This window comes from Lysobacter enzymogenes (genome assembly GCF_900106525.1).
Lineage (GTDB): Bacteria > Pseudomonadota > Gammaproteobacteria > Xanthomonadales > Xanthomonadaceae > Lysobacter > Lysobacter enzymogenes.
This window is the reverse complement of sequence record NZ_FNOG01000002.1, coordinates 599848-621532: the sequence shown is the minus strand read 5'-3', so window position 1 is coordinate 621532 and position 21685 is coordinate 599848. Positions and strand designations below refer to the sequence as shown.

Genomic DNA, 21685 nt, shown 5'->3' with positions numbered 1-21685 from the left:
CCCGCAACGTCCGAGGCCCCAGCCATGAGTGAAATTCCCGGCGATCTGAAGTTCATGAAGTCCCACGAGTGGGCCCGCGTCGAAGGCGACGGCAAAGTCACCGTCGGCATCTCCGACCACGCCCAGGGCCTGCTCGGCGACCTGGTCTACGTCGAACTGCCCAACGTCGGCGACCGCGTCGAGGCCGGCAACGCCTCCGCGGTGGTGGAGTCGGTGAAGGCCGCCTCGGACGTGTACGCCCCGGTCTCGGGCACCGTCACCGCGGTCAACGCCGCGCTGGCCGACAAGCCGGAGACCATCAACGAAGACGCCTACGGCGAAGGCTGGATCTACACGGTCGAGATCGACGAGCCGGACCAGCTCAACGAGCTGCTCTCGCCGGACGACTACGCCGAACTGCTCGAAGACGACGACCACTGATCCGCCCGCCGTGGCCGACGCATCGGCCACGGCCCCGACGGGGAGCGCAGGACCGGACCGCGACGCGGAACCGGGACTCGCTCCCCGTTTCGTTTGTGCGAAGCGCGGCGGCGCCGGGCCGCGTATCGGTAGCGCGGCGTTGCCGCCGACCGCGGAGCGACGCGGCCGGGATGCCGATGCCGGCGCCGCCGTCAGCGTCAGCGTCGATACGGCGCGCGGTCGCCGCGCCGAGTCGAGTCGAGTCGAGTCGTCCCGCTGCCGCGCGCCTCGCGATCCCGACGACGGCGCAGCCGCGCCCCGATCCTTCCCACCGTGAGCAGCTTGCGCCGCACCGCGACGATGGCGTCGGCGTGGGCGTGGGCGTGGCGTGAGTTGCGGGCGCGGGCACCGTGCCGGCTCGCGCGCCGCCGCGCGTTCGCGCGAATGCGAATACGAGGTGGCATTCGGACGCGCGTTGTTGACGTCGGCGTAACGTCGCCGCGCGCGTGCTCGCGGCTGCCTTGCGAACCGTCGCCGGCGCCGCCAGCGGTCCGCCGCGAAGCTCGGCGACCCGGTTCGCGCAGCGCTCGGCCACGCCAGTGCGAGGCGCGTCGCGCCGGCTTCGGTATCCCGCCACGGCCCGATGCCGGCATCGGTCGGCCGGACGCAGCGCGCGAACGTTTTCGCATGCGCATCGATTTCGCTCGGGAAAAAACCGCGTCGCCGTCGTGCGCGGGCGCATCGGCGCCGGCGTCGGCCGCGTCGATGCGGCCGCGCGCGAGTCGCGACCGCGCCGGCATCCACGACCGCGCCGATCGTCGCCGCCGGCCCGCGCCGACGGCGGCCGCGCTCGCGCGCATCGCGCCGGCCGGCACCGCGTCGCCGCTTCGCTGCCGCCGCGTGCCGCGTGCGTCCGCCACTTTCGCGTAGCGTTTCGCGCGCGCATCCCGACGCCGCGTCGCGCGCGTTCCGACAGCTTCGCGACATCCGCGCCGGACCGCCGTCGCGGCGCGCGCGCCGCGTTCGAGCGCGCCCGAATCGGCCCGCGCATCCCGAGCAGCAGCGCGCGCGGCGTCCGTCGCGCGCGCTGCGCATGCACGTCGAACCTCGCCGCCTGCGCCATCGCCGGCATCGGCGCGCGCGTCGGCGGCGGACGCCATCGAACGCGTCCAGCGTCGGCGAAGGGCCGACCGACGGTCGTCGACGGCGGAAAAAAGTTTGCGCACTTTCGCGCATTCGGGCTTGTGCGGCGCGAAATCGGCGGCGTCCGCGGAACGGAATTTTTTCTTCCGATACAGGTCGCCGCGCGCGCGTCGAACGCGTCGTCGAACGCGCGCGCGCATCGATCGATGCGCGCGAAAGAAAAACGCGAACGCGCCGAAACCCGCGCCACGCTTGGGTTTCAGCGATGCGATGGAAATTCGTTCGCGCGATGCGCGGCGCGCGCGCGCGTTCGTCGACGACGCGCGCTCGCGCGCCGGTCGCGCCGGCGCGGCCGGCGGGGCGAAGAAAAATTCGCCGGGGTTGTTGACAGTAGGAAAAAGCGTGATTAGGTTTCGCCCAGCAGACGTTTCCTGCCACGAGAGTGAGAACAGCCAGCGCGCCAACACGCAGCACAACTCGAACCTCCGCCCGGATTATCAAAACGGTGGACGCAGGGTTCGCTTCCTCTGCAGAAATGTTGGCACCGCTCTCTTTGCCGATGACATCCAAAGTCCCGATGACATCGCTGGCGTCCTGCTATGCACCCGGTACGCGTTCGGCGGCCCGGGTTTTTGTTTGGCCGCGAGGTTGCGCGGCCGCCCCCGCCCGCTTGGGCGGGCCAGCCATCGATCCGGTCGCCGCCACGGCCGGATGCGATCCCCGATCCGTTCCGACGCGCCTGGCGCGCCGGCGGTTGCACGCGGGTCCGACTCCCGCGGCTCTGCCACCACAGAGTCATTCTCCACTGGGCTTACCGCACCACCACTGATCATCCCTGATCAACCACTGACGAGGAGCCATCCCATGGCCGTTAAGAAAGCCGCTAAGAAGTCCGCCGCCAAGAAAGCGACGAAGAAGGTCGCCAAGAAGGCCGGCGCTAAGAAGGTCGCCAAGAAGGCCACCAAGAAGACCGCCAAGAAGGCCGTGAAGAAGGTCGCCAAGAAGGCCGTCCGCAAGACCGCCAAGAAGGCCGCCAAGAAGGCCACCAAGAAGACCGCCAAGAAGGCGGTGAAGAAGACTGCGAAGAAGGCCGCGAAGAAGGCCACCAAGAAGACCGCCAAGAAGGCGGTCAAGAAGACTGCTAAGAAGACCGCCAAGAAGGCCGCCAAGAAGGCCCCGAAGAAGGCCGCCAAGCGCGCCCGCAAGCCGAAGGCCGCCGCTCTGCCGGCGACCCCGGCTCCGCTGATCTGAATCAGCGCCCCGATTAGGCCGTAATCAGACTCTCTCCCCGCAGCCCAGGCGGGGGGAGAGTTTTTTTTATGGGCGAAGGCTTGCTGCAGCGATCCGCGCCCGGCGCGCTTCGATCTGTCGATGCCGCTCGCGGCGTCGCTCACCCAGCCTCACCGGTGTCGCGTCGCGGCGCCTCCTGTCGGCCGGCCGCCCGGCATTCCCGCGTCCGCGCCGCGACGGCGCTAGGATCGGTGCGTAGCCACCGCCGGGGATCGCGCCGTGAAAGCTCTGCTCAAGGGTCTGTTCTATCTGATCGTGCTGCTCGCCGTGGTCTTCGCCGGCGGCGGCCTGCTGTTGCCGGACAAGACCCATGTCGAACGCTCCGCGGTGATCCAGCGGCCGCCGGCGCAGGTGTTCGCCCTGCTCGACTCGTTCAAGCGCTTCAACGAATGGTCGCCGTGGTACGCGCTCGAGCCCGACGCCAAGTACAGCTACAGCGGACCGGAGTCCGGCGTCGGCGCGGGCATGGCCTGGCAGGGCAAGCGGGTCGGCCGCGGCAGCCAGCGCATCGCCGAGTCGGTGCCGCAGAGCCGGATCGCGGTCGCGCTGGACTTCGACGGCAGCCAGGCCACCGCGACCTACACCCTCGCCGCCGAAGGCGAGGGCACCAGGCTGACCTGGGCGCTGGACAGCGACCACGGCTACAACCTGATGGCGCGCTGGATCGGTCTGGCGATGGAGAAGATGGTCGGCAAGGATTACGAGCAGGGGCTGGCGCGGCTCAAGCAGGTGATGGAGAACGAACCGCGCTGAGGGCGGGGCGAGGTTCTTGCAGGAGGGACTTCAGTCCCGACGCTTTGCTTTCCGATCGCCGCCATCGGAGCCCAAGGCATCGGGACTGAAGTCCCTCCCACGACAGCGCAGGCGGCAAGGCCGTGCAGCCGCAAACGAAAAGGCCCGCCGAAGCGGGCCTTTTCGTTGTCGATCCCCAGACCGCTTACTTCGGCGCCGCGGTCGACTTCTGCGCGTTGCTGCCGTTGATGTCGCGCGCCGGGCCGACGCCTTCGGAGGCGTACAGGCCCGGGTCGTCGAAGCCGTCGACGTCGAGCCAGCGCTGCACCGGCATGCCGATGGCGCGGTCGAGGATGGTCGGCAGCAGGCCGGTGGGCAGGCCGCTCTCGCTGTTCCACAGCACCGCGATGCCGAGGTCGCGCTCGGGCATCATCGCGACCATGCCGCGGTAGCCCTGCACCGCGCCGGCATGGAACACCACGCGGTGGCCGGCGTAGTCGAACACGCGCCAGCCCAGCGCGTAGCCGGCCGAGCCGATGCGCTGGCGGCGCCAGCTGGAGCCGCGGATCTCGCTGGGCGTGTCAACCAGCGGCTGATGCAGGGTGGCCAGCAGCGGCAGCGGCAGCACGTCGGTGCGGTGGCCGGTCTGCGCGATCAGCCACTGCGCCATGTCGCTGGCGCTGGCGTTGACGCCGGCGGCCGGCGGCAACTGGTAATAGGTCGGCTTCGGCGTCACCGAGGCCCAGCCGCCGCGCGCGCGCACGTGCGGCTTGGCCCAGCGCGCGCTGGCGGTGATGCCTTCCAGGCCGAGGCTGGCGTCGTTCATGCCCAGCGGCTTGAACAGGCGGCGCTGGACTTCCTGGCTGTAGAAGTCGCCGGTGGCGGCGAAGACCACGTCGCCGATCAGGCTGAAGGCGATGTTCTGGTAGCCGTAGCAGGTGCCGGGCTGGCAGGTCATCGGCGCGTAGGCGAGCTTCTGGGTCAGTACGCGGTAGTCGGCGTAGTTCTCCAGGTCGCGGTCGTAGGTGTTGTGGCCCAGGCCGACGCGGTGGCTGAGCACGTCGGCGACGGTGACGTTGTGCGCGGCGCTGGAGTCGACCAGCTGGAAGCCGGGCATGTAGTCGACGACCTTGCTGTCCCAGCGCAGGGTGCCGTCGTTGACCAGCAGACCGGTCAGGGTGCCGGCGAAGCTCTTGGACAGCGAGGCCAGGCGGAACACGGTGTGGGCGTCGATCGCCTCGGCGTTGCGCACGTCGGTGATGCCGTAGCCGCGCGCGCTGAGGATCTGGCCGTTGTGGACGATGGCCATGGCCATGCCCGGGATGCGCTGGTCGGCGACCATGGCCTGCGCCATCGCCTCGAACTGCTGCACGTCGAAGCCGGCGGCCAGCGGCTGCACGCGCACATTAGCGTTGGCCGGCGCGCCGATGCCCAGGCCTTGCGGCGCGGTGCCGTCGCTGCCCTGGCCGCGCGCGACCGCGTCGGTGGACACCGGCGTAGGCAGGGACGGATTGGCCGGTTGCCAGCGCAGCGAGGTCTGCGCGCTGGAGCCGAGGGTGAGGGTGAGCAGCGCCGCGAGCGCACTCACGCGCCAAGGGGTGAGTGAGCGTCGGGAAGGATCGCGTTTCATCGCTCAGCGCCTGCAAAGACCGGGTGACCCGATTCTAGCTCCGATCTCAGGGAGTTGGGCAACAACCGCATTCAGGTTTATGTTTTTTCAGGGATTAATTGTTTTTCTGCAAAGCGCGGCTCGGTCTGCGGGTGTGGCTTTTCGGTGGTTGGGAAGTGTGAGCCTTTGGGGCGAGGGCGCTGAGGATGGTCTGGGCTTGCGGGGCCCTTGGAAAGCCGGGAGCGGGTTGGTCGAGGCAGGGCGCTGAAGTCTCTGGATCCCGGTCTTCGCGGGGATGACGACTTGGGAGCGGCGCGGCGAAACCGACTTGCCGCGAAACCTACCTACCGTCATTCCCGCGAAAGCGGGCTCCGCTTCACTTCGGCGAAGCCGAACATCCAGGGCTTTATCGAGGCATGACTCTGAAGTCTCTGGATCCCCGCGTTCGCGGGGATGACGATCTGGAGCGGCGCGGCGAAACCGACTTGCCGCGAAACCTACCTACCGTCATTCCCGCGAAAGCGGGCTCCGCTTCACTTCGGCGAAGCCGAACATCCAGGGCTTTATCGAGGCATGACTCTGAAGTCTTTGGATCCCCGCCTGCGCGGGGATGACGGCTGGGAGTGGCGCGGCGAAACCTACCTAGCGTCATTCCCGCGAAAGCGGGAATCCAGGGCTTCATCGAGACAGGACTATGAAGTCTCCGGATGCCCGCCATCGCGGGCATCACGGCATGAATCAAACCCGCCCGCGAATCAAATCCGCTGCGCGCTCGGCGATCATCATCGTCGGCGCGTTGGTGTTGCCGCCGATCAGCGTCGGCATCACCGAGGCGTCGATCACGCGCAGGCCTTCGACGCCGCGCACGCGCAGGTGCGGGTCGACCACCGCGGCATCGTCGCTGCCCATGCGGCAGGTGCCGACCGGGTGGTAGATGCTTTCGGCCTTGGCCCGCACGAACGCTTCCAGGCCGGCATCGTCGAGATCGTCGCGGGCCGGGAAGATCGGCGTGCCGCGGTAGCCGTCGAAGGCTTTTTGCTTGAGCAGATCGCGCGAGAGCTTCGCGCATTCGATCGTCATCTTCAGATCGAAACCCTCGGCGTCGCCGAGGTAGTTCGGATGCAGGCGCGGTTTGTCGCCGGCGCTGGCGCTGGCCAGTTCCAGATGGCCGCGGCTGCGCGGGCGCAGGAAGCAGGCGTGCACGGTGTAGCCGTCGCCGGGCAGGCGGTGGCGGCCGTGGTCGTCGAGCATCGCCGGGACGAAATGGAACTGGATGTCGGCGCGCTCGTCGCTGGCGTACTGCGAGCGCACGAAGCCGCCGGCTTCGGCCATGTTGCTGCTGCCGATGCCGCTGTGGCCGCGCAGGAAGTAATCGAAGATCACCTTGAGTTCGCTGGCGCGGTCGTAGGTGATGCGTTGGGTGGCGTGGTAGAGCGTGCAGATGTCGAGATGGTCCTGCAGGTTCTGCCCGACCTGCGGCGCGTCGGCCAGCACCTCGATGTCGTGCTGGCGCAGGTGCGCGGCCGGGCCGATGCCGGACAGCATCAGCAACTGCGGCGAATTGATCGCGCCGCCGCACAGCAGCACCTCGCGCGTGGCGCGCTGGTGCAGCGCGCTGCCGCCGTGGCGATAGATCACGCCGGTGGCGCGGCCGCGTTCGAAGGTGATGCGGTTGACCAGCGCGCCGGTGACCACCTGCAGGTTGCGGCGCTCGCGCGCCGGATCGAGGTAGGCGACCGCGCTGGAGCAACGCGCGCCGTTCTTCTGGGTCACCTGGTAGAAACCGAAGCCTTGCTGCTGCGCGCCGTTGAAATCGCGGTTGCGGGCGTAGCCGGCCTGTTCGGCGGCGTCGATGAAGGCCGACGACAGCGGGTTGGTGTGGCGCAGGTCGGACACGTACAGCGGGCCGAGGCTGCCGTGCAGGGCGTCGTCGCCGCGGCTGTTGCGCTCGCTGCGCTTGAAGTAGGGCAGGGCGTCGTCCCAACCCCAGCCGCGCGCGCCGAGCGCGGACCATTCGTCGTAATCGCCGGGCACGCCGCGGATGTAGCACATGGCGTTGATCGAACTGGAGCCGCCGAGCACGCGGCCGCGCGGCCACCACAGGCGGCGGCCGTCGAGGTTGGGTTCCGGCGCGGTGTCGTAGTCCCAGTTCACGCCCTTCTGGTTGACCAGCTTGGCGATGCCGCCGGGCATGTGGATGAAGGGGTGGTAGTCGCGCGGGCCGGCTTCGATCAACAGCACCCGGGTGTCGGGATCCTCGCTGAGGCGGTTGGCGAGGACGCAGCCGGCCGAACCGGCGCCGATGATGATGTAGTCGAACTCGGTGGGCACTGGCGGTTCCGGCTATGGCGCGGCGTGGCGTGCGGCGCTGATCGGGCGACCGTAAGCGCCGTGGCTAGAGTAAATGCTCCCAACGATCCGGCCCGGCACCGCCAGCTGCGTATTGCACTGTAGGAGCGGCGCGAGCCGCGACTGCGGGGTGGCCGGTCGCGCCGTATGCGCGATGTCGCGGCCGCGGCTCGCGCCGCTCCCGCAGGGCAAGCCCCGGGCCCGACGCGCCACGCGCGGTGGTAGCGGTACGCGGCGGCTTTGGGCTACCGTGCCGGCAATCGCGCGGCCGCCACGGCGGCGCGGGGCGGCGGCGGCCGCGACGGGCCCCGGGAGCGATCCCGACACGGGCGCGCGGCCGGCCACGATCTGCAGGGCCGGCGGCGAGGCGCCGCCGGTTCACTCACGGAGCGACCCGATGTCGGCTGTGCAAGGCGCCACCCTGTCCGGCGGACGGGTCCACACCGGGGAGTGGCGGGCGGTGGCGCTGTCGCTGGCCTATTTCTTCTGCGTGCTGACCGCGTACTACGTGATCCGGCCGGTGCGCGACCAGCTCAGCGCGGCGGTCGGCTCGACCCAGCTGCCGTGGTTCTACGCCGCCTCGTTCCTGGCCACGCTGGCGCTGACGCCGCTGTTCTCGGCGCTGGTCTCGCGCTACCCGCGGCGGGTGGTGGTGCCGGTGGTGTACGGCTTCTTCATCGCCTGCCTGATCGGCTTCGTGCCCTTGTTCGGCGAGGGCGGGCCGCTCAGCGCGCATGCGCTGGGCGTGCTGTTCTTCGTCTGGATCAGCGTGTTCAACCTGTTCGTGGTGTCGGTGTTCTGGAGCTTCATGACCGACATCTGGAACGAGGCGCAGGCGCGGCGATTGTTCCCGATCATCGCCGTGGGCGGCACCGTGGGCTCGCTGGTCGGGCCGGCGCTGACCCGCGAATTGGTCGGCACGATCGGCGTGGCGCCGCTGCTGCTGGTCTCCGCCGGGCTGCTGTGCGCGGCGCTGGCGCTGGTGCTGGCGCTGGGCCAGTGGTCGCGCGTGCACGGCACGCGCCGCTTCGAGGGCCAGCACGAGGCCGCCATCGGCGGCGGCATGTTCGACGGGATCAAGCAGATCTTCGCCAATCCGTTCGTGCGCTCGATGGCGATCCTGATGCTGCTGGGCGACTGGATCGGCACGGTCAACTACGGCCTGGTGGTCGATTACTCCAAGGCCACCTTCACCGACGCGGTGGCGCGCACCCGCTTCGCCGCCGATCTGGACCTGATGACCAACATCGTCGCGCTCAGCACCCAGGTGCTGATCACGCCGTGGCTGCTGTCGCGGCGCGGCGCGGCGGCGGTGATCGGGGTGTGGTCGGTGGTGACGGTGGCGGTGTTGAGCCTGGCGGCCGCGGTCGGCGATGTCTACGTGCCGCTGACCGAGCTGTTCCCCGGCTACGGCGCGCTGGTGGCGCAGCTGCCGTCCGGCATGGCCGGGCTGGTCGGCCCGTTGCCGGCGGTGGCGCTGGCGCTGGTGGTGAGCCGCGGGCTGTCCTACGGCATGGTCGGCCCGGCGCGCGAGAGCTTGTTCGCCAGCGCCGCGCGCACGCTGCGCTACAAGGGCAAGAACGCGGTCGACACCGCGGTGTGGCGGTTCGGCGATGTCATGGTCGCCAGCACCATGGTGGCCTTGCGCGGGGCCGGTGCCGGGGTGGCCGGGCTGGCCGGCATCAGCGCCGCAGTCGCGGTCGGCGCCGGCGTGGTCGGCTGGAACCTGACCCGCTGGGTGCAGCGCGGCGGCGCCGACGAAGCGGCGCGGGACGCACGCGCATGAGCGCGGCGCGCACGCAGCGGCCGCGAGCGGGCGGTCGATGAGCCGCACGCCGCGCGGCTGGCGGCCGTGGCCGCGCAATGTCTGGCTGCAGCGTTTGTTCGTCGGCACGGTGCTGATCGCGCTGGGCTGCCTGGCCTGGGGCTTCTTCTGGGAACCGCGGCAATTGGTCGAACGCGACTACGACCTGGCCCTGCCGCATTGGTCGCGCGACTGCGACGGCCTGCGCCTGGACGTGGTCGCCGACACCCACACCGGTTCGCCGCACAACGGCCTGGACAAGCTCGACCGCATCGTCGACCGGCTGATCGCCAGCGACGCGCCGGCGGTGCTGATGGCCGGCGACTACGTGATCCTCAGCGTGCTCGGCGGCACCTACATCTCCGCCGACGAACTGGCGCCGCACCTCAAGCCGCTGACCGCGCGCAAGCCGGTGTACGCGGTGCTCGGCAATCACGACTGGTGGAAGGACGGCGCGCGCGTGCGCGCGGCGCTGGAGTCGGCCGGGGTGATCGTGCTGGAAGACCAGGCGCGCAAGGTGCGTTTGGGCGGATGCGGGCTGTGGATCGTCGGCATCGGCGACAAATGGGAAACCGCCCACGACATCGTCGGCGCCTTCGACGGCGTCAACGACCAAGCGCCGGTCATCGCGCTGACCCACAACCCGGACCTGTTTCCCGAAATCCCGGCGCGCGCCGCGCTGACCGTCGCCGGCCACACCCACGGCGGCCAGGTGCGGCTGCCGTGGTTCGGCACGCCCGTGGTGCCGGCGCAGATACGCTACGCCGGCGGCTACATCGTCGAGGACGGCAAGTCGCTGTTCGTGTCCACCGGCATCGGCACCAGCATCCTGCCGGTGCGGTTCGGGGTGCCGCCGGAGATTTCGCGGTTGAGGTTGCGGGCGGCGTTGCGAGCGCCGATCGAAACCGCGCACTGAGCGGCGAGGCTTGCCTGAAGAGCGGGAGTCGCGATGCGGCGTATTCGCGCTCCTGGCCGCCACGGCGGCAAGGTCGATACGATGCGCTACTGCATCCCCGCTTCGGTCGGACGCGGGCTCAAGCGGGCTGGGCGCCGCGCCGCCGAGCCCGCGGATTCATCGCGACCGGCCACCCGGGGATTGAAGCTCCTCGGACCCGACGGCGGGGCTCTGGGACTGCGCCGACGACGGCGTCTGAAGTTCGCGCTGTACCTGCTCCATGGGCGGCGCCTGCGCCGGATCGACGCTGACGTGGAACCCCGGCGTGGTTGCGCCGATCCAAATTCTCCCCTGGCTAAAACCGATCTTGCTCGGGTCGACCTGATCGGCTTCCAGCCCGTCGCGTTTGGCTTGCAGCACCGCGTGCGCAACGGCGTGATCGGGCACTTGCTCGGGCAGCCGGTCGCGCACCAGTTGGAAGTAAGCGCGGTCGCTGGGACCGGGTTCGCCCGGCAAGCCCCTAGACGGATCGAGCAAGAGCGAAGGTGTCGCCGATTCGGTGGAGTGCGGCGCCGTTTCGGGCGATCGAGCTCCCGGCGCCAGCGAAGGGCTGCTGTCGGAGAAGCCCAGCGGCAGCGCAAGGCCGGGCAGCCCCAACGCCTGCAGGTCCACCTTTATTTCCATTGGCGGCCGGCTCGGATCGGCCAGCGCCGCTTGGTTTTCGGCTTTTTCGGCCATCTCCAAGTTGCGTGCGGCATAGCGCTCTGCATACCGGGCCCTGTCGAAGAAATGCTGGCCCATCGCCTCGATGTTTTCCGCAGTGGGAGCGATATCGCCGTTAGGGCCGAGGGTCAGTCCGGGCTTGGGCGTGAAAGTACGCTGGCCGTTCGCGTCGAGGCCGACGTCGAAGTAAGGCTGCATCTGGTCGGAGGAGGCGTAGAGTTTCGCATACAGCTCCTCGGGCGTGGCGTCGGGATTTTCCCGACGCACGTGCGCGGCCAGGACGTTGAAGCCGGCGATCTGATCGTTGATCTCGCGCGGACGCAGGGTGTCGTTGTAGGCCTTCAGGACATCGGTGTAGTCGTGGGGCGACGGGCTTTTCGCGATCCGAGTGATTTCGCGTTGAGTGGATTCGGCGTTGCGCGCGATCTCCTCCTTGTTGACCGCATGCTCGACCTCGTGGCCCAACGCCAGGCGCAGCGTATTGGCTTTCTGCGGATCCGCGCCGGCTCCCTGCAGGAGATCGATCGGTAGCAGGATGGAGTCGTCTTTCGGGTTGAAGCCGGCTATCCAGCCGCTCGCGCGCAGCGCGGGGTCCAGCGGCTTGAAGGTATCGAGATTGCCATCGCCGATCGCGGTCAGCATCCGTACTTCCAACTCCGGCGTGGTCTCGATCAAGGTACGAAGATTGGCTCCGGCGATGGGGTTGTCGCGCTCGAAGTCGGCCAGCATGGTTTCGAGCCGTTCCGCAGGCGTAGGCATGGCCGCGTCCCCGCTCACGACTGCACGCTGATGCGCAGGCCGGCGATGCAGGCGCGCCCATCGTCGGGGGCGCGGTCGCCGTAGGTGCGCAAGCTCACCTCGACCTTACCGCGTGCGAAGGTCAAAAGCTCCACCCCGCGAAAGCCGAAACCCGGGTCCGGCGCATGCCCCGCCAATCGCGTCTGCTTGAAACCTTGAGCGGACAACGCGCGCCGGTAGCCGTCCAGATCCAGCGTGCAGATCGCGGTCGGATTGGCGGGTTCGCCGCGGTCGGCGCGCGCATCGATGAAGTCGAAATCCAACCGGCTCGGCGCTTGTCCCTGGCGATAGGAGACCGAGGCGAGGCTGTAAGCCCAGTCGGGATCGATCCTGCCTGAAGCGGCGTACTCGGTGCGGTCCGCGGAATGGATGCGCACGGACAAACCCGTCTGCTGTTCGATATTGTCCGGCGCCAGATCGGCCGCGCCGTGGATGCTGTCGATCAGCTTCAGCACGCGGGCGATGAGCGGCCCGGATTCGAGCGGGGCGGAAGCATCGGCGAGCGGGTGGGGCATGGCGGCGATCTCCTTGGCCGGCGTGTAAGTAAAGCTCGGTCCGGCGCAGGCCGGTGCGAGCAGCACGCACAGCCAGATCGGTCGGAACCGCGTAGCGAGGGCGGTGATGGCGGGCATGGCATCCTGCGCTGGCGACCTGGAGCCCAGGCTATCGGCGCGGGCGTCGACTGGCGCCGCATCGGTTCGAATTCGTGGCGTCGATCGCGGAATCTCGGTGTTCTTGCGTCGCAGCGATGCCTGACGGCACGCCTGATGTGGATATCTGCGGACACCTGCGCTGAGCGGGGCATCGCAGCCTATGCCAAAGGTCGGGATGACCATCCGCAGACGCCGCCATTCCCGCCGCGGCGCTACTTTGTTCGCGGGAAAATGGGAGCAGCGACCATGCGCGAACCGTGCTTGCGGTGCGGGGGCGAAGACGTGCGCGCGCCGTTGAGCGCGGCGCGTAGCGATGACCGACGGTGTCTGCGCGCGCCTGTGCGCGAACCCGGAGCGCGCGCATGAGCGGCCTGCGCAAGGCCCTGACCAGCACGCCGCCGCTGTGGTGGTCGCTGCTCTATTTCTTCTGCCTGCTGTGCGGCTATTACGTGCTGCGCCCGGTGCGCGATGCGATGGGCGCTTCGGCCGACGCGGCCACGGTGTTCCCGCATGCCTGGATCGACTGGGCGCGCGGCCACGGCTGGGAACTCAAGGACTTCGTGCTGCAGGTGCTGTTTACCTGCACCTTCGTGGCGATGCTGGCGCTGCAGCCGGTGTACGGCGCGCTGGTCGCGCGCTTCCCGCGGCGCGCGCTGCTGCCGATGGTGTACGGCGTGTTCATCCTGTGCCTCTTCGGTTTTCACTGGGCCTTCCACGCGCAGGTGCCGGGCCGCGGCATGGCGTTCTTCGTCTGGACCGCGATCTTCAACCTGTTCGCGGTGACGGTGTTCTGGAGCTACATGGCCGACGTGTTCGACGACCGTCAGGCGCGTCGCGTCTACGGCTACATCGGCGCGGGCGGTACCGCCGGAGCGGTGCTCGGGCCGATGTTGACCCAGTGGTTGGTCCAGCCCTTGGGCGTGGCGAATCTGCTGTTGGTCTCGGCCGCTTTCCTGTCGGTGTGCGTGCTGTGCGTGGTGCGGCTGCGGCCGTGGGCGATCGCGCGCGAGCGCGCGCAGGGGCTGGTGAGCGGCGAGGGTGCGATGGGCGGGTCGGTCTGGGCGGGGCTGCGCCTGGTGTGGCAGCGGCCGGCGTTGCGGGCGATGGCGATCACCCTGTTTTTCAGCGTCGGCGCGGCGACCTTGCTGTACAACCAGCAGTCGGCGATCGCGCGCGAGTTCTATCCCAGCGCGGAAGCGGCCACGCGCTATTTCGCCCGCATCGACAGCGCGGTGAATCTGCTGGCGATCCTGACCCAGTTGCTGCTCACGCGCTGGCTGCTCAATCGCTACGGCGTCGCGCCGGCGTTGCTGATGCCCGGGCTGATCCTGCTGCTGGGCTTCGCCGCGCTGATGGCCTCGCCGCTGCCGATGATGGTCGCGGTGGTGCAGGTGTTGCAACGCTCCAGCGAGTTCGCCTTATCCAAGCCGGCGCGCGAAACCCTGTACACGCGCATGGACCGGCCCTCTCGCTACAAAGGCAAGGCGGTGATCGACACCGCGGTGTTCCGCGGCACCGACCTGGCCTTCGTCTGGATCCACAAGGCCGTGGCCCTGCTCGGCACTCAGGCCGTGTTCGCCGCCGGCGCGCTCGCCGCTGCGGGCATGACCGCCGGCGCCTGGAGCATCGTGCGCGCGCAGCGCAGCTTGCCCGGCGCCACCGATTCCGTACCGTCCATCGAACCCAACCCACGAGGTGCCGCATGACCATCGATCGCCGCGATTTCCTCGCCGCCGGCGCGGCCGCCATGAGCCTGCTCGCGCTGCCGGGCGGCGCGCTCGCCGCCGCCCGGGCGAAGCCGCTCAAATTGCTGGTGCTCGGCGGCACCGGCTTCCTCGGCCCGCATTTCGTCGAGGCGGCGCGCAAGCGCGGACACACGCTGACCTTGTTCAACCGCGGTAAGACCAACCCGGACAAGTTTTCCGGCGAAGACTATCGCGACATCGAACAATTGCACGGCGACCGCAAGACCGATCTGACCGCGCTGGCAGGCGAGCGCCAGTGGGATGCGGTGCTGGATACCTCGGCCTACATTCCGGCGGATGTGACGCGCTCGGCCAAGCTGCTCGCGCCGAAGATCAAGCAATACGTTTTGGTCTCCACCATTTCGGTCTACGCCAAGAACGACGTGCCGAGCGACGAGAACTCGCCGCTGGCGGTGCTGGCCGACCCCACCGTCGACAAGGTCAGCAACGAAACCTATGGCGGGCTCAAGGCGCTGTGCGAGAAAGCGGCCGAGGCGGAGCTGCCGGGCCGCGCGACCGTGGTGAGGCCGGGGCTGATCGTCGGCCCGGGCGACAACAGCGACCGCTTCACCTACTGGCCGGCGCGCGCCGACCGCGGCGGCGAGATCCTCGGCCCCGGCAGCGCGCAAGACCCGACCCAGTTCATCGACGTGCGCGATCTCGCCGCGTTTTTGTTGACGACGATCGAACGCGGCCAGTTCGGCATCTACAACGCCGACGGCGCGCCGGGCGCGTTGACGATGGGCGCGTTGCTGCGCGAGTCGCAGCGCGCGTCGGGCAAGAAGTCCAGCGTGACCTGGGTGCCGGCGGATTTCCTGGAAGCGCAGAAGGTATCGGCCTGGGGCGACATGCCGGCGTGGATTCCGGCGCGCGGCGAGTACGCGGGTTTCGGCCGCACGTCAGTGAGCAAAGCGCGCGCGGCGGGGCTGACCTACCGGCCGCTGCGCGAGACGGTGCGCGATACGTTGGCGTGGTGGCGCAAGTTGCCTGAGGAGCGGCGGGCCAAGCCGAAGGCTGGGTTGTCGGCGCAGCGGGAGGGTGAGGTGTTGGCGGCTTGGCATGCGCAGGAGAAGCGGGGCGGTTGAGTTGACGGCTGGTTGCGTCATTGGCCTTGATAGGGACTGAGGCCTCGCTACAGCCATTTCGGCCAAGACCGGAATCCATGCTGCGGGTGCCGTTGCTGTTGTCGTTGCTCTTTGCTCCCCCCGCCGCCCCGAACTCGCCACAGGCAAATAGAGACCCGAAGGGCGGCGCGCAGGACGCGCGCCGTGCGCCACCCAGGCCATGGATGGCCTGTGTGGCGCATCCCTGCGCAGGCACCGAACGATAGTGGCTCTTGATTCGAAACAGGGAAAAGCACTTTCTTTGGTTACTTTCTTTGTTGCTTTGGACAAAGAAAGTGACCCGGCCGCTTGCGGACGGAAGCTCTTGATCTTGGCTTGTCGTCAGTCGCAACCAACGGGCTTAGGCGAAGTTCGTCGTGGTTGTGTTGGCGCGGTCGCGACTTGCGTCGCTCCTACAGGGTCTTCGGCCAGTTTCGTATCCCCCTGTAGGAGCGGCGCGAGCCGCGACCGCGACAACGCACCTACGACGAACCTCACCTACGCTTGTGCGCTGCGCCTGACGACAAGCGGACATCAACAGCTTCCGTCCGCAAGCGGCCGGGTCACTTTCTTTGTCCAAAGCAACAAAGAAAGTAACCAAAGAAAGGCGCTTTCCTTGTTTTCGAATCAAGAGCCACTAAGGTTCGGCGCTTGCGCAGGGATGCGCCACACAGGCCATCCATGGCCTGGGTGGCGCACGGCGCGCGTCCTGCGCGCCGCCCTTCGGGTCTACGGTTGCCTGTGGCGAGTTCGGGGCGACGGGGAGAGCGAAGAGCAACGGCAATAGCAACAGCAACAGCGACAGCATGGATTTCGGCGCTTGCCGGAATGACGGGTTGAAGATTGAGTGGCTTCGGACGCCGCGGCGGAGCTACGTCGCGGCGGTTGGACGCCGAATCCCGTCGCAACGACAGGGAACAACGCCGCGGCCGATCCGGCATTGCGCGCCCCTCACCCCGGCGCAAACTCCCGCCCAGGCCTTATGCTGCCCCTCCGTACCCCAGAGCCCGCCCTATGTCCTGGCTAGCCGTCGTCCTGATCGCCCTGGTCGCCTTGCTCCACGCCTGGTTCCTGGTCTTGGAAATGTTCCTGTGGACCAAGCCGCTGGGCATGAAGACTTTCCGCATGAACCCGGACAAGGCCGAGCAGACCAAGGTGCTGGCCGCCAATCAGGGCCTGTACAACGGCTTTTTGGTCGCGGGTCTGGTCTGGGGATTGGTCTGCGCGCGCCAGGACGTGGCGACGTTCTTCCTGGCCTGTGTGGTGGTCGCCGGCGCGTTCGGCGCGGCCACGGTGAGCCGGCGGATCTTCTACGTGCAGGCGGTGCCGGCGATCGCCGCGCTGGCGGCGTTGTGGCTGCTGTGAGTTCGGCGGCCGTTGCGGCCGCCGCTTAAGGCGCGTAATCGTCGCGCTGCCTCGATACGCACTACCTCGACACGCGCGGCCGGCATCGCGCCGGCCGCGCCGCTGCCGGCTCAGCCGTGCAGTTTCTTCGCCGTTTCCGCCACTTCGCGGCCCTGGTAGCGCGCCGCGTCGAGTTCGTTCTGGGTCGGCTGGCGCGAGCCGTCGCCGCCGGTGATGGTGGTGGTGCCGTAGGGCGAGCCGCCGGTGACCTCGTCCAGGCGCATCTGCCCGGAATAGCCGTAGTTCAGGCCGACGATCACCATGCCGAAGTGCAGCAGGTTGGTGATGATCGAGAACAGCGTGGTTTCCTGGCCGCCGTGCTGGGTCGCGGTGGAGGTGAACGCCGCGCCGACCTTGCCGTGCAGCGCGCCCTTGGCCCACAGGCCGCCGGCCTGGTCGAGGAAGTTGGCCATCTGCGAGGACATCCGGCCGAAGCGGGTGCCGGTGCCGACGACGATGGCGTCGTAATGCTCCAGGTCGGCGATCTGGGCGACCGGTGCGGCCTGGTCGAGCTTGTAGTGCGAACGACGCGCGACCTCTTCGGGCACCAGCTCGGGCACGCGTTTGATATCGACCTGCGCGCCGGCTTCGCGCGCGCCTTCGGCTACGGCCTGCGCCATCTGCTCGCAGTGGCCGTATGCGGAGTAATAGAGCACCAGAACTTTCGCCATCTCAGTCGCCTCGGGTTGGGACAGGGGGCGAGCCTAGAATGGGAAGGTTTCAGGCGTTGTGATGGACGGCACCCACCGCGGAACGCGTGAACGGATCGCGATTGCTCGCCGTCGCGGATGGCCGCCAGAAAATGAATTGCGGACTTTGCCGGAATGGGCGCGAGTCGCCGCCGCGTGCCGCAACCACGGTGGCAGGGGCGTGAGATCTGACCGACACTGGCGCCGCGTCCGGCAACGGGCGCTTCCCTAGCGCAATTCCCATGAAGGATCATATGAAAGTAACGACTTTCAGCACTGCGTTCGCGTGCTCGGTCTTGTCGATCGGCGCCGCGTTCGCACAAGGGCCGGTTCCCACGGCCATCCTCACCTACGATTTCGACGGACAAGGAACTTCGTCCTCATCCTCCGTCGCAGCCTTCGAAGCAGCTGTGGCGGACGCTGAGCGCAACGCCGCTAACCAGGGGTATGGTGGCTGCATACTCAAGGGCTATACGCAATGGCCGGTGGGGCAGACCTACTACGCGACGGCGACGGTGACCTGCACCAAGGACACCACGCCCCCGCCCCCGCCGCCGCCCCCCCCGCCGCCCCCGCCGGAAAAGCTCCCGACGCTGTTCCCGCCGCAACGAGCGGCCGATGGCGCGAATCACGTGGTGATGTGGAAGTCGAACGTGAATTGCACCCGCTTCGCCTTGGATCGGAAGATCAACGACGGGGGGTGGAACGAGGTCTACAAGGGCGGCAGTACCGCCTGGCAGGCCAATCGCATCGAGCCGGCGACTTACCAGTACCGGCTCAAGGATCTTTGCCTGACGGGTGGAATCTCGGACGTGGTGAGCATCGTCATTTCGCCCACGCCCTCCGTTCCCGGTCCGCCCCAGTCCTCGTCGCTGGTCGGCCCGACCCACACGATCACCTGGGCGGCCTCCAGCGGTGTCGATCAGTATCGGCTTGAGAGGCGCGCGGGCGACGGCTGGGCCTCGGTCTATATCGGTCCGGCCACGTCGTGGACGGCGCGCGACATGCCGGGTGGTGTATATGTCTATCGCACAGTCGCCTGCAAGAACGGAACCTGTAGCGCGCCGTCCGGGGAAAGCGCGTTCCGGGTGCTGGTCGACCTGATCGGCGCGGGCAAGCGCGACGCAAACGGCGACGGGCGCAGCGATCTGAACTGGATCGGCCCCGCACGGGACAACCTCTCCACCTGGCTGATGAACGGCGGAGTGAAGGCCGCAGGATTGAGCCATCCGGTCGGACCGGCCTGGGCGGTCGTGGCCAGCGGCGATTTCCAGGGCGACGGCATCCTCGATTTCATCTGGACCGACGGTAACCAGATGCAGATGTGGGCGGGCACGGGCTCTTCCTACATCGGCATTCCGATCCGCGACTATCCGGCCGGCTATCACGTCGTGGCTGTCGGCGATGTCGACGGCGACGGCAAGAGCGACCTGGTTTGGCGCGACGACGCCGGTTCGAACGTCTCGATCTGGCTGATGAACGGCGCGGACGTCGCCGGCAGCGCGGCGTATCCGATTCCGCAGCCCTGGCGCGTATTGGCCAGCGGCGATCTGGACGGCAACGGCAAGCTGGACTTGATCTGGACCAACGGCGAAGTGGTGCACGCCTGGATGGGGACGGCGCAAGGGTTCGTGCCGGCCGCGATCGACGATCAGTACCCCTTCGGTTGGGACCTGCTGGCGGCTTACGACGTGGATGGCGACGGCAAGACCGACCTGCTGTGGAACAACGCCACTGCCCGGCAAATCGCGTACTGGCGGATGAATGGGACGAACATTGCCGCACGCCAAGGCTTCACCTACGGCGAGAACTGGACCCCGCTGCAAGTCGGCGACTACAACGGCGACGGCAAGGGCGATATCGTCTGGACCAACGGTCAGCTGATGCAACAGTGGTCATGGAACGGCACCGCGTTCACCGGCGTCGACATGCCGGCGTTCCCGTCGGGTTGGACCTTGCTGAAGCGTTGATACTGGTTGTAACCGCGTGTTGAGTACGACAGGAGCCCGGCGCAACGCCGGGCTCTTTTTTGAATGCGGGACGCGACTCTATCGGTCGGCGCTGCGCGATCGCGGCCGGCCCGATGCTGTTGTGCCGGATCGCCGTGGGCTGAGCAGAGCACCGGGCCTGAAGGCCCTCCCACAAGATCGCCGGCCACCATGCCGCACGCGGCCGCGCGCGACTAGCCCGCGATCCGGGATGGACAGTCCCGATCCGAGCCGAATCCGCTAAACCTCGCAACGCCAAGGCTTGCGCGCATCGTCTTCGCTGCGGAACAATGCCGGCGTGGCGTTGCGGTTTATCCCGCCACCTGCTCGGACTAGAGTGCTCGCACTCGCCGGCCCGCCACGCCGGCCCGGTCCTTCTCCGAATCCCCCCTTCTCCTCGCCGCACCGCTGCGCCCTCGCGCATCGGCGACGTCCTGTCTTTGGAGCTTGCCGTGCTACTCCCCCTGATCCTGCTCTCGGCCGCCGGCTTCACCGTGCTGACGACCGAATTCATCCTGGTCGGGCTGCTGCCCTCGCTGTCGCGCGATCTGGGCGTGAGCGTGTCGCAGGCCGGCCTGTTGGTGACCCTGTTCGCGTTCGCGGTCGCCGCCACCGGGCCGTTCCTCACCGCTTACTTCTCGCGCTTCGAACGCAAGCGCTTGTTCATCGTGGTGTTGCTGTTGTTCGCCGCGTCCAACGTGGTCGCGGCGATGGCGCCGAACCTGGGCGTGCTGGCGTTCGCGCGGCTGATCCCGGCGCTGGGCGTGCCGGTGTTCTGGGCGCTGGCCAGCGAGACCGCGGTCGATATCGCCGGCCAGGACCGCGCCGGCAAGGCGATCTCGATGATTTCCTTCGGCGTGATCTGCGCCACGGTGATCGGCGTTCCCACCGGCACGCTGATCGCCGACGCGTTCGGCTGGCGCGCGGCGTTCGTCGCCTTGGCCATCGCGTCCTTGCTCAAGGCCGGCATGCTCTACGCCTACCTGCCCGACAGCCGCGGCGCGCAGCCGCCGCGACTGGGCGAACAGTTCCGGGTGCTGCGCGATCCGCGCGTGGTCGGCCACGTGCTGATGTCGGTGATCCTGTTCGCCGGCATGTTCACCGCCTACACCTATCTGGCCGATATGTTCGAGCGCCTGGCCGGCTTCAACGGCGCGGTGGTGGGCTGGGCGCTGATGGCGTTCGGCGCGGTCGGCCTGATCGGCAACACCCTGGGCGGGCGCATCGTCGACCGCCATCCGCTGCGCGCCTCGCTGATCTTCAGCGTGCCGCTGGCGCTGGGCCTGGTGCTGGTGGTGCCGTCGGTGAGCGCGCTGCCGCTGTTCGCGCTGACCCTGGCGCTGTGGGGCATCACCCAGGCCGCGCTGTTCCCGGTCAGCCACGTGCGGGTGATGAAGTCCGCGCCGCAGGCGCCGGCGTTCGCCGCCGCGCTCAATGTGTCGGGCGCGAACCTGGGCATCGGCGTCGGCGCCATCGTCGGCGGGCGGGTGATCGATGCGGTCGGCGTGGCGGGCGTCGGCTACGCCGCGGCGGCGCTGGTCGGCGTGTCGGTGCTGGTCGGGTTCGTGCTGATGTCGGCCGGGCAGCGCGAGCCGGAGCCGGATTGCGCGACCTGATGGCGCGCGGCGGCGGCATGATCGGCGCCGCGGGCCCGCCCGTCGCCGGCGGGAACACCTGCGCAAGCGGTTCCTATAGGCTGCGGCTTCTTGCGCCATGACGGCGCGAGCGGGCGGCCGGACGCAGGGGCAACGACGAGCATGAGAGATTCGGCCGAAACCGGCTATCCGCTGTTGGCGAAACTGGGCTTTCACGTTTTGCTGATAGCGATGTTCGTGCCCATGTCGGCCTTCGCCGTCTGGGAGTCGTTCGGCGGATCGCGCCTGGCCGTCTGGTTCGTTGCCGGCGGATTGGTTCCGTTCTGCGCGCTGCTGGTGCTGAAACGCCGGGCGGGCACGAGCCCGACTGCGCTGGCGGGCTGCAAGTGGTTGTTGCTGGTGCTGTACGCCGGTGTGTTCGGCCTCAACGCGTACCTGTTCGTGTCGGGTTGCATCTGGTGGGGCGCGGTCAACGCCGCGCTGTCGCTGGCGGGGTTGGCGTTGGGGATGGGCGGCGTGTCCCTGGCCACGCGCTATCCGCCGCGATGGGGCGGTACGGTCGCGAGTGCGATGGCTTTGTTGATCGTGATCGTGGACACCGGCGTGTCGATGAGGGTCGGCGGCATGGTGTTTTTCCCGTTTCTGTTCGCGCCGGTCATGATGATCGCCGCGCTCGCGTTGGCGGCGGCGGTTTGGCTGGATGCGGGTAAGGGCCGCGATCGCTGACGGGCGCGGCTTTGTGTCAGCGCACGAAGCGCCGCACCAA

The 21685-nt window shown here is 68.5% G+C and carries 18 protein-coding genes and 1 pseudogene; 12 read left to right on the top strand and 7 right to left on the bottom strand.

Features of this window, described 5'->3' with window-relative positions:
• Window positions 1-24 precede the first annotated feature (24 nt).
• Window positions 25-420, top strand: coding sequence for a glycine cleavage system protein GcvH (gene gcvH / locus BLU84_RS06875; RefSeq protein WP_074864332.1), 396 nt, complete (start codon window positions 25-27; stop codon window positions 418-420).
• 197 nt (window positions 421-617) lie between these two features.
• On the opposite strand, the gene BLU84_RS26160 is transcribed toward gcvH, so the two are convergent.
• On the bottom strand, window positions 618-2009 hold the full coding sequence (locus BLU84_RS26160) for a hypothetical protein (protein ID WP_139174732.1): 1392 nt from the start codon (window positions 2007-2009) through the stop codon (window positions 618-620).
• A gap of 397 nt (window positions 2010-2406) precedes the next feature.
• On the opposite strand from BLU84_RS26160, the gene BLU84_RS28330 reads away from it, so the two are divergent.
• Window positions 2407-2793 (top strand): hypothetical protein, encoded by a 387-nt coding sequence (locus BLU84_RS28330; protein ID WP_074864328.1) that lies wholly within the window; start codon window positions 2407-2409, stop codon window positions 2791-2793.
• A gap of 258 nt (window positions 2794-3051) precedes the next feature.
• A complete protein-coding gene (locus tag BLU84_RS06860) occupies window positions 3052-3585 on the top strand; it encodes an SRPBCC family protein (protein WP_083382378.1) in 534 nt (177 codons plus the stop codon).
• On the opposite strand, the gene BLU84_RS28325 is transcribed toward BLU84_RS06860, so the two are convergent.
• Window positions 3531-3686 (bottom strand): DUF6053 domain-containing protein, encoded by a 156-nt coding sequence (locus tag BLU84_RS28325; RefSeq protein ID WP_425479338.1) that lies wholly within the window; start codon window positions 3684-3686, stop codon window positions 3531-3533. The genes BLU84_RS06860 and BLU84_RS28325 overlap by 55 nt on opposite strands.
• Between BLU84_RS28325 and BLU84_RS28320 the strand changes: the two are divergent.
• Window positions 3619-3813 (top strand): annotated as a pseudogene (locus tag BLU84_RS28320) (DUF6053 domain-containing protein); the annotation flags it as partial. The gene BLU84_RS28325 and the pseudogene BLU84_RS28320 sit on opposite strands and share 68 nt — an antisense overlap.
• Here BLU84_RS28320 and BLU84_RS06855 read toward each other — a convergent pair.
• Both BLU84_RS06855 and BLU84_RS06850 read right to left on the bottom strand, forming a co-directional pair.
• Window positions 3770-5194 carry a serine hydrolase domain-containing protein gene (locus tag BLU84_RS06855; RefSeq protein ID WP_074864326.1) on the bottom strand — a complete coding sequence of 475 codons (1425 nt, stop codon included), beginning with the start codon at window positions 5192-5194 and terminating at the stop codon, window positions 3770-3772. The pseudogene BLU84_RS28320 and the gene BLU84_RS06855 overlap by 44 nt on opposite strands.
• Window positions 5195-5911: 717 nt before the next feature.
• Window positions 5912-7504 carry a GMC family oxidoreductase gene (locus BLU84_RS06850; protein ID WP_074864324.1) on the bottom strand — a complete coding sequence of 531 codons (1593 nt, stop codon included), beginning with the start codon at window positions 7502-7504 and terminating at the stop codon, window positions 5912-5914.
• Between the two features lie 415 nt (window positions 7505-7919).
• Between BLU84_RS06850 and BLU84_RS06845 the strand changes: the two genes are divergently transcribed.
• Both BLU84_RS06845 and BLU84_RS06840 read left to right on the top strand, forming a co-directional pair.
• Window positions 7920-9308, top strand: a complete 1389-nt coding sequence (locus tag BLU84_RS06845; RefSeq protein WP_074864322.1) for an NTP/NDP exchange transporter — start codon at window positions 7920-7922, stop codon at window positions 9306-9308.
• A gap of 37 nt (window positions 9309-9345) precedes the next feature.
• Complete coding sequence (locus BLU84_RS06840) at window positions 9346-10242, top strand: metallophosphoesterase (RefSeq protein WP_083382377.1); 897 nt, start codon at window positions 9346-9348, stop codon at window positions 10240-10242.
• Between the two features lie 156 nt (window positions 10243-10398).
• Here BLU84_RS06840 and BLU84_RS06835 read toward each other — a convergent pair whose 3' ends face one another.
• Together BLU84_RS06835 and BLU84_RS06830 are read right to left on the bottom strand one after the other, a co-directional pair.
• The gene (locus tag BLU84_RS06835) at window positions 10399-11673 is read right to left on the bottom strand and encodes a hypothetical protein (RefSeq protein ID WP_139174730.1); all 1275 of its coding nucleotides are present in this window, start codon (window positions 11671-11673) and stop codon (window positions 10399-10401) included.
• A gap of 44 nt (window positions 11674-11717) precedes the next feature.
• The gene (locus BLU84_RS06830) at window positions 11718-12374 is read right to left on the bottom strand and encodes a hypothetical protein (protein WP_074864317.1); all 657 of its coding nucleotides are present in this window, start codon (window positions 12372-12374) and stop codon (window positions 11718-11720) included.
• Window positions 12375-12718: 344 nt separating this feature from the next.
• On the opposite strand from BLU84_RS06830, the gene BLU84_RS06825 reads away from it, so the two are divergent.
• The 3 genes from BLU84_RS06825 (at window position 12719) to BLU84_RS06815 (ending at window position 16608) form a co-directional block, all read left to right on the top strand.
• On the top strand, window positions 12719-14101 hold the full coding sequence (locus tag BLU84_RS06825; RefSeq protein ID WP_170849104.1) for an NTP/NDP exchange transporter: 1383 nt from the start codon (window positions 12719-12721) through the stop codon (window positions 14099-14101).
• A complete protein-coding gene (locus tag BLU84_RS06820) occupies window positions 14098-15225 on the top strand; it encodes an SDR family oxidoreductase (RefSeq protein WP_074864313.1) in 1128 nt (375 codons plus the stop codon). The genes BLU84_RS06825 and BLU84_RS06820 overlap by 4 nt, the downstream gene beginning before the upstream one ends.
• A gap of 1032 nt (window positions 15226-16257) precedes the next feature.
• Complete coding sequence (locus tag BLU84_RS06815; protein WP_074864311.1) at window positions 16258-16608, top strand: DUF1304 domain-containing protein; 351 nt, start codon at window positions 16258-16260, stop codon at window positions 16606-16608.
• Window positions 16609-16718: 110 nt separating this feature from the next.
• On the opposite strand, the gene wrbA is transcribed toward BLU84_RS06815, so the two are convergent.
• Window positions 16719-17318, bottom strand: coding sequence for an NAD(P)H:quinone oxidoreductase (gene wrbA / locus BLU84_RS06810; protein ID WP_074864308.1), 600 nt, complete (start codon window positions 17316-17318; stop codon window positions 16719-16721).
• Between the two features lie 272 nt (window positions 17319-17590).
• Here wrbA and BLU84_RS25425 point away from each other — a divergent pair, with 272 nt between their 5' ends.
• The 3 genes from BLU84_RS25425 (at window position 17591) to BLU84_RS06795 (ending at window position 21645) form a co-directional block, all read left to right on the top strand.
• Complete coding sequence (locus tag BLU84_RS25425) at window positions 17591-19306, top strand: FG-GAP repeat domain-containing protein (RefSeq protein ID WP_139174728.1); 1716 nt, start codon at window positions 17591-17593, stop codon at window positions 19304-19306.
• A 470-nt stretch (window positions 19307-19776) separates the two neighbouring features.
• On the top strand, window positions 19777-20940 hold the full coding sequence (locus BLU84_RS06800; protein WP_074864751.1) for an MFS transporter: 1164 nt from the start codon (window positions 19777-19779) through the stop codon (window positions 20938-20940).
• 141 nt (window positions 20941-21081) lie between these two features.
• On the top strand, window positions 21082-21645 hold the full coding sequence (locus tag BLU84_RS06795; RefSeq protein WP_074864304.1) for a hypothetical protein: 564 nt from the start codon (window positions 21082-21084) through the stop codon (window positions 21643-21645).
• The last annotated feature ends 40 nt before the right edge of the window (window positions 21646-21685 follow it).